Here is a 5982-nt window from a genome sequence, read left to right as displayed (position 1 = left end):
GCAGTCGCACAGCAGATGATGGGCGTCTTCGTCGTTCAGTGCGAAGTAGTCCATCGCATCGCCGAGCGTGTTGCCGGCAAGGCCATCGCCGCGCAGTACCGGGTCGCGGTAGGCAACTGCTAGCGGGGTGCTCTCTCCGCCGCGATAGGCACGCCGTTCCGCCTCGGGCAGATACTCGATGCGATAGAGCGCTTCCATCGAGCCGGCGTGCTGGTCAAGCAGCTCGGCCCAACGGTTTAGCCGTTCGCGGCGGGTCATCGTGGTGATTGGATTCGCCGCGACGATCGCGGCGGCCTCGCGCAATTGTTCGGGGCTTTGGTGCTTCATGAGGGCCTCCTTCAGGGTTTGGCACAGGCTGGGTCCCGGCCGAAATTGCCCTGTTGGTGTCCGTGTGCCCGACGCTTAGGCCCGCGAGGCTACCAACGGCGTTGCCTTGGCCCTGCTTGCGGGTTTGATAGTGCGCCGGAAAGCGGGCCCAATGACGGCGGATGCCGAAGATGTGACTGTCGCGACGAACTTTACTCGCCCAGGCCCGGGGGGAGCGTGCCGGTCCTGAACAGCACCTTGGGCTCGTCGTAGGTGTCGGTTTCCTGGTCGATATCGGCGGAGTAGGCCCAGACGCCGTCACGGGTCGGTCCCATGCGCTCGGCCGCTGCTATGGCAGCCTCCGGGGTCTTGGCCGGTTGCGGCAGATCGGGCTCGAGCTTGCGGCCTTTCGACCGGAAGCCTTGGACGAAGTACATGGTGGTCATGAGAACACCTCCTTGCGGGCCCATACCACCGGTAGGAGGATGCGCCTCATCAATTCTGATGGGTGCAAATGGCGGCAGGTAACGCGCCGGGCTCGCTGCAAGAAATTCCCATGGCGCCAAAGTATCGGTTTTCACTGTCGAAACGGCGTGGCCGATTAAGTTGGACAAACCCCTGATAAAGGCGCACTGCTGCAAAGCTCCCTGCTGCCCGAGCTGATTGCTATCGGTGTGCCGTGATTTCACGGTGCGCCGGGCAGACTTAGGATTTTCAAGTGCTATTGCAGATTCGCGCGACCGGCGAACCAGATGGGTCGCGGGCTGCGGAGCAGGCATTACAGCCAGTCTGACGACGCTTTCCACTCCCTTCGAGTCCAACCGCACCCCGGGTGCAAAGGAGCCTGCCATGGCCAAGAGCCAGAAACACAGCAACCGCGAAGCCAAGAAGCCCAAGCAGGTCAAGGTGGCAGCGCCCGCCGCAGGCGAGGGCCTGCTGGCCAAGGCTGGGGCGATGAATTCGCCTTCGAACAAGAAGCGGGGCTAGGGCGTCGACCGACGCCACGCCGACACTGCCCCACTTACCCCAGGAGACGGCCATGACAATGGAACTTTCATCCACGAGGGTGGTGCGCAAGCCTTGGGGCAAGACGGACCTCCGTCCCTGGAGCGAACTCGGCCATGACGGGGTGGCGGTCGGGGAGCTGTGGTTCCAGCGCGCCGACCGGCAGGCGCCTGAGCCGGACCTGCTGCTGAAGCTGCTGTTCACCGAGGAGCCGCTCTCCATCCAGGTGCATCCGGACGATACTTTCGCCAAGGCTATCGGGCTGCCGCACGGCAAGACCGAGGCTTGGTATGTGCTGTCGGCGACAGCCGAGGGCAGGGTGGCGCTGGGGCTGAAGCGCACGCTTACGCCGCCGCAGCTGCGCGCGGCGATCGAGGACGGGTCGATCCCGGAATTGGTCCACTGGCAGGATGTGAGCGCGAATGAGGCGCTGCTGGTCCCAGCGGGGACCATCCACGCCATTGGTGCGGGCCTGGTGATTGCGGAGATCCAGCAGCGGAGCGACGCGACGTTCCGGCTGTTCGACCATGGCCGGCAACGTGAGCTGCATCTCGATGGCGCCGTGGCATCGTCGGTCGCCGGACCGGCCATTGTACAGACGGCGCCTGTGCGGTTGTCCGAGGCCCGCAACGTCGTGGCACAGAGCCCGTATTTCGTGATGGAGCAGATCGACCTGGCGCCCAGTTCGCATTGGGAGGTCGATGCGTTGAGCGAGACGTGGTTCCTGGTGCTCGAGGGCGAGGCGGCTTTCGACCTGATGCAGGTGGCGTCGGGCGAGGCGATGTTTCTGAAGGGCCACCGGGCGACGGTGCGGACCGGCGAGCGTGGGGCCAAGGGGCTGATGGCCTATGTGGCGAGCAGTCCGGTGGCGGGGCTGCTGCAGAGCCGCAACGGCATACCGATGGAGGTGATGGCCAAGCGCTTCCCGGAACTCGGGCTTGACCGGCCACCGGCGCTGCCGCGGGTGGGATCGTCATGAAGGCTGGCCATCGCGTCGCCTTCATCGGCAACTCGCTGCCGCGTCGCTGCGGTATTGCGACCTTCACTACCGACCTGCAGCAGGCCATCGCGGCGTCGGGCGGCGTCGAGACCGCCATCTTCGCGATGACGGACCCGGGGCGCGACTACGACTATCCGCCGGAAGTCCGCTTCGCGATCCGGCAGGAGCATGCGGAGGACTATCTGAGCGCCGCCGAGATCATCAATTCCGGCGGGTACGATGCGGTATCGCTGCAGCATGAGTTCGGGATTTTCGGTGGGGAGGCGGGGGCCGACATTCTCGTGCTGCTCGATCGGCTCACCGTCCCGCTGACCACGACGCTGCACACGGTGCTGGCGGCGCCGAACCCGGCGCAGCGGCTGGTAATCGAGCGGATTCTCGCCGTATCGGCCAAGATCGTGGTGATGGCGGAGAAGGGGCGCGAGCTCCTGATCGGAAGCTATGGGGCGCGGCCCGACAAGATCGAGGTCATCCCGCACGGCATTCCGGATTTTGCCTTTGTCGAACCCGATGGCGCGAAGGAGCGGCTGGGGTTTGCGGGCAGGACGGTGATCCTGACGTTCGGATTGCTGTCGCCCAACAAGGGCATCGAGGTGATGATCGACGCCATGCCGGCGGTGCTGCAGAGCCGGCCGGACGCGGTTTATGTGGTTCTCGGCGCTACCCATCCGAACCTGGTTCGCGATCAGGGCGAGGCGTATCGCGAGGGGCTGGTGGCGCGTGCCGCGGCCTTGGGGATTGCCGAGCATGTGGTGTTCCTCGACCAGTTCGTCGATCGGCCGACTTTGCTCGAGCACATCTCCATGTGCGACGTCTATGTCACGCCGTATCTCAACCAGGCGCAGATGACGTCGGGCACGCTGGCCTACAGCTTCGGGCTGGGCAAGACCGTTGTTTCGACGCCGTACTGGCATGCGCTGGAACTGCTGGCCGAAGACCGGGGCATTCTCGTGCCGTTCGGTGATCCGAAGGCGATGGGCAGCGAGATCGCGGCGCTGCTGGACGATGAGCCGCGGCACGAGGCGATGCGGCAGCGGGCTTACGATGCGAGCCGGTCGATGACCTGGGCGCAGACGGCGGCGCGTTATCTCACGCTGTTCGAGGCGGCGGGTGCGTCGCGGCCGTCGCAGCAGGCAGCGCGCATCCATGTCATGACGCCGCCGGGAGATGGCCGGCGGTTGCCGGAGGTCTCGATCGGGCACCTGCGGACGATGACCGATGACACCGGGCTGTTCCAGCATGCCATCCACACCGTGCCGGATCGCTCGCATGGCTATTGCGTCGACGACAACGCCCGGGGGCTGCTGCTTGCGAGTTCGCTCAACGGGTTCAACGGCGACCAGCTGCCCGATGCGATGACGTCGACCTATGCGGCCTTCGTGCAGCATGCGTTCAATCGTGACACCAAGCGCTTCCGCAACTTCATGGCGTTTGACCGGAGCTGGCTCGAGGAGCAGGGGTCCGAGGACAGCCATGGCCGTACGCTGTGGGCGCTCGGGGTTACCGCGCGGGACGATTCCAGTGCGTCGCGGCGGCACTGGGCGTCGGCGCTCTTTGCCGAGGCGTTGCCGCCGGTGGAGGGCTTCGGCTCGCCGCGGGCCTGGGCGTTCACGCTGCTGGGCCTCAATGCCTATTGCGAAGTGCAGCCGGGGGACGACTTCGCGCTGCAGTTCCGGCTCAGGCTGGCCTATCGGCTCGGCGACTTGCTGCGGCAGGTCGAGACGCCCGGCTGGGTGTGGTTCGAGGAGGGGCTGGCCTACGACAACGCGCGCATCTGCGAGGCGCTGATCGTTTGCGGCCGTTCGACCGGATTGCCGGGATACGCTGAAGCCGGGCTGCGCACGCTCGACTGGCTGGTGCATCAGCAGACCTCGCCGACGGGGCTGTTCCGTCCGGTGGGGACCGAGGGCTTTGCCGATGTCCGGCTGCCACCCAAAGCTTTCGACCAGCAGCCGGTCGAGGCGGCGGCGACTATCGCGGCCTGCCTCGAGGCCTGGAAGACCACCGGCGACGAGCGGTGGCGGGCTGCGGGCCGACGTGCTTTTGCGTGGTTCCGGGGGAGCAACGACCTGGGCAAGCCGCTGGTCGATGTCGAAACCGGCAGCTGCAAGGACGGCCTCCATCCCGATCGCCCGAACGAGAATTGCGGCGGCGAGTCGGTCGTCTCCTACCTGCTGGGCCTCGCCGATATGCGCCGTCTCGAACGCGTCGACGTGTTGCAACCGCTGCCGTTGCCGTATCGCCCGGCCAGACCACATCACCAAACATTCAGAGGTCGCCTTGTCGCCAGTCACCTTTCTCAACCGGCAGGCACTCTACCTGCGACCTGATCCGGCCCGGGTGATCGTCCGTCCGTTCAAGCCGGGGACCGAGCCGAAAGACTTGAAGCCGAACGAGAAGACCCGCGCCAACCACATTGTCGATCGCGTCCTCACGCTCGACGCGGACAGCGCGTCGCAGCAGTTGAAAGAGGTGTTGCACAACTTCGACGGGCGGCACCGGAACCTGCTCGCGAGTTTCGACAGGCGGGCCGACGAGATGGAGGAGGCGTTCACTGAGCACTCGGCATTCACGCCGGTGCAGCGGCAGCTGATCGGCTCCTACTTCCTCCACGAGTACTCATTCGAATCCTCGGCGCTGTTCAATCCGAGCATTGTCGCGCATCCCGACCAGAGCCTGGCGCCAGCCGGTGGGCTGCGGTTCATCCTGAGCCTCAGAGCAGTGGGGGAGGGGCATGTCTCGTCGCTGACCTTCCGGGCGGGAACGATTTCAAAGGACGGGAGCGTCACAATCGATCCGACGGCGCGGCTGGCGGCCATGCCGCGCCTGGCGGCGCCGGTCTCCTGGCTGGAGGATCGGCCGGTCGAGTTCAGCTTCAATCCGGGCGAGGACATCAGCGAGCGGGTGATCTTCCCGATCACGGCGTGGCAGTCCAACGGCATCGAGGATGCGCGCTTCGTCAGCTTCGAGGACGAGGGACGGCAGACGTTCTATGCCACCTACACCGCCTATGACGGCCGCTCGATCCGCTCCGAACTGCTCGAGACACAGGACTTCGTCACGTTCCAGATGCGGGCGCTCAAGGGCAGCGCGGCGCGCAACAAGGGCATGGCGCTGTTCCCGCGCAAGATCAACGGGCGCTACGCCATGATCGGCCGGCAGGACAACGAGAACCTCTATCTCATCTATTCGGACGACCTCGAGACCTGGGATGGGGGGCAGCCGATCCTGAAGCCGGAATGGCCGTGGGAATTCGTGCAGATCGGCAATTGCGGATCGCCGATCGAGCTCGACGAGGGCTGGCTGCTGTTCACCCACGGGGTTGGTCCGGTGCGCCGGTATGCGATCGGGGCGGCGCTGCTCGACAAGGCCGACCCGACCAAGGTCATCGCCCGCTCGCGCGAGCCGCTAGTCTATCCAGATGCGTCGCAACGCGAGGGGTACGTGCCCAACGTCGTCTACACCTGCGGCGCCATCCGGCACGGACCGCGGATCATCCTGCCGTATGCGGTGTCGGACACGTTCTCCAACTTCGCTACGATCCGCATCGACAAGCTGCTCGATGCGATGGAGCCGGCGTGACTGGGACGAGGGGAGGTTGAGATGTCATCGGACGACGTCACGGTTGAAATGGTGACCTTCACTCACCCGTTCGTCCTTCCCGGACTCGA

At 65.5% G+C, this 5982-nt stretch carries 6 protein-coding genes; 4 read left to right on the top strand and 2 right to left on the bottom strand.

Annotated elements, in window-relative coordinates:
• Both JWQ89_RS13065 and JWQ89_RS13060 read right to left on the bottom strand, forming a co-directional pair.
• Positions 1-327: hypothetical protein (locus JWQ89_RS13065; RefSeq protein ID WP_299641691.1), on the bottom strand; the 327-nt coding region annotated here is incomplete at its 3' end.
• Positions 328-518: 191 nt separating this feature from the next.
• Positions 519-752, bottom strand: a complete 234-nt coding sequence (locus JWQ89_RS13060) for a hypothetical protein (protein ID WP_299641690.1) — start codon at positions 750-752, stop codon at positions 519-521.
• Positions 753-1155: 403 nt separating this feature from the next.
• Here JWQ89_RS13060 and JWQ89_RS13055 point away from each other — a divergent pair, with 403 nt between their 5' ends.
• Genes JWQ89_RS13055 through JWQ89_RS13040 form a run of 4 tightly spaced genes read left to right on the top strand, consistent with a single transcriptional unit; the run spans position 1156 to position 5893 of the window.
• The gene (locus JWQ89_RS13055; protein WP_299641688.1) at positions 1156-1293 is read left to right on the top strand and encodes a hypothetical protein; all 138 of its coding nucleotides are present in this window, start codon (positions 1156-1158) and stop codon (positions 1291-1293) included.
• 58 nt (positions 1294-1351) lie between these two features.
• On the top strand, positions 1352-2290 hold the full coding sequence (locus tag JWQ89_RS13050) for a class I mannose-6-phosphate isomerase (RefSeq protein ID WP_299641687.1): 939 nt from the start codon (positions 1352-1354) through the stop codon (positions 2288-2290).
• Positions 2287-4641, top strand: coding sequence for a glycosyltransferase family 4 protein (locus tag JWQ89_RS13045; protein ID WP_299641685.1), 2355 nt, complete (start codon positions 2287-2289; stop codon positions 4639-4641). Before JWQ89_RS13050 ends, JWQ89_RS13045 begins: the two co-directional genes overlap by 4 nt.
• Positions 4592-5893, top strand: a complete 1302-nt coding sequence (locus JWQ89_RS13040) for a glycoside hydrolase family 130 protein (RefSeq protein WP_299641684.1) — start codon at positions 4592-4594, stop codon at positions 5891-5893. The genes JWQ89_RS13045 and JWQ89_RS13040 overlap by 50 nt, the downstream gene beginning before the upstream one ends.
• Positions 5894-5982: the final 89 nt, after the last annotated feature.

Source organism: Devosia sp., from assembly GCF_028290645.1.
Classification (GTDB): domain Bacteria; phylum Pseudomonadota; class Alphaproteobacteria; order Rhizobiales; family Devosiaceae; genus Devosia_A.
Note: the sequence above shows the minus strand (reverse complement) of the source record. Positions and strands in the feature narration are given on the sequence as shown.

Excerpts from the sequence above, each read along its gene's own strand:
- JWQ89_RS13050 (WP_299641687.1), top strand. The coding sequence starts at position 1,352 with ATGGAACTTTCATCCACGAGGGTGGTGCGCAAGCCTTGGGGCAAGACG.
- JWQ89_RS13060 (WP_299641690.1), bottom strand. The coding sequence starts at position 752 with ATGACCACCATGTACTTCGTCCAAGGCTTCCGGTCGAAAGGCCGCAAG.
- JWQ89_RS13055 (WP_299641688.1), top strand. The coding sequence starts at position 1,156 with ATGGCCAAGAGCCAGAAACACAGCAACCGCGAAGCCAAGAAGCCCAAG.
- JWQ89_RS13045 (WP_299641685.1), top strand. The coding sequence starts at position 2,287 with ATGAAGGCTGGCCATCGCGTCGCCTTCATCGGCAACTCGCTGCCGCGT.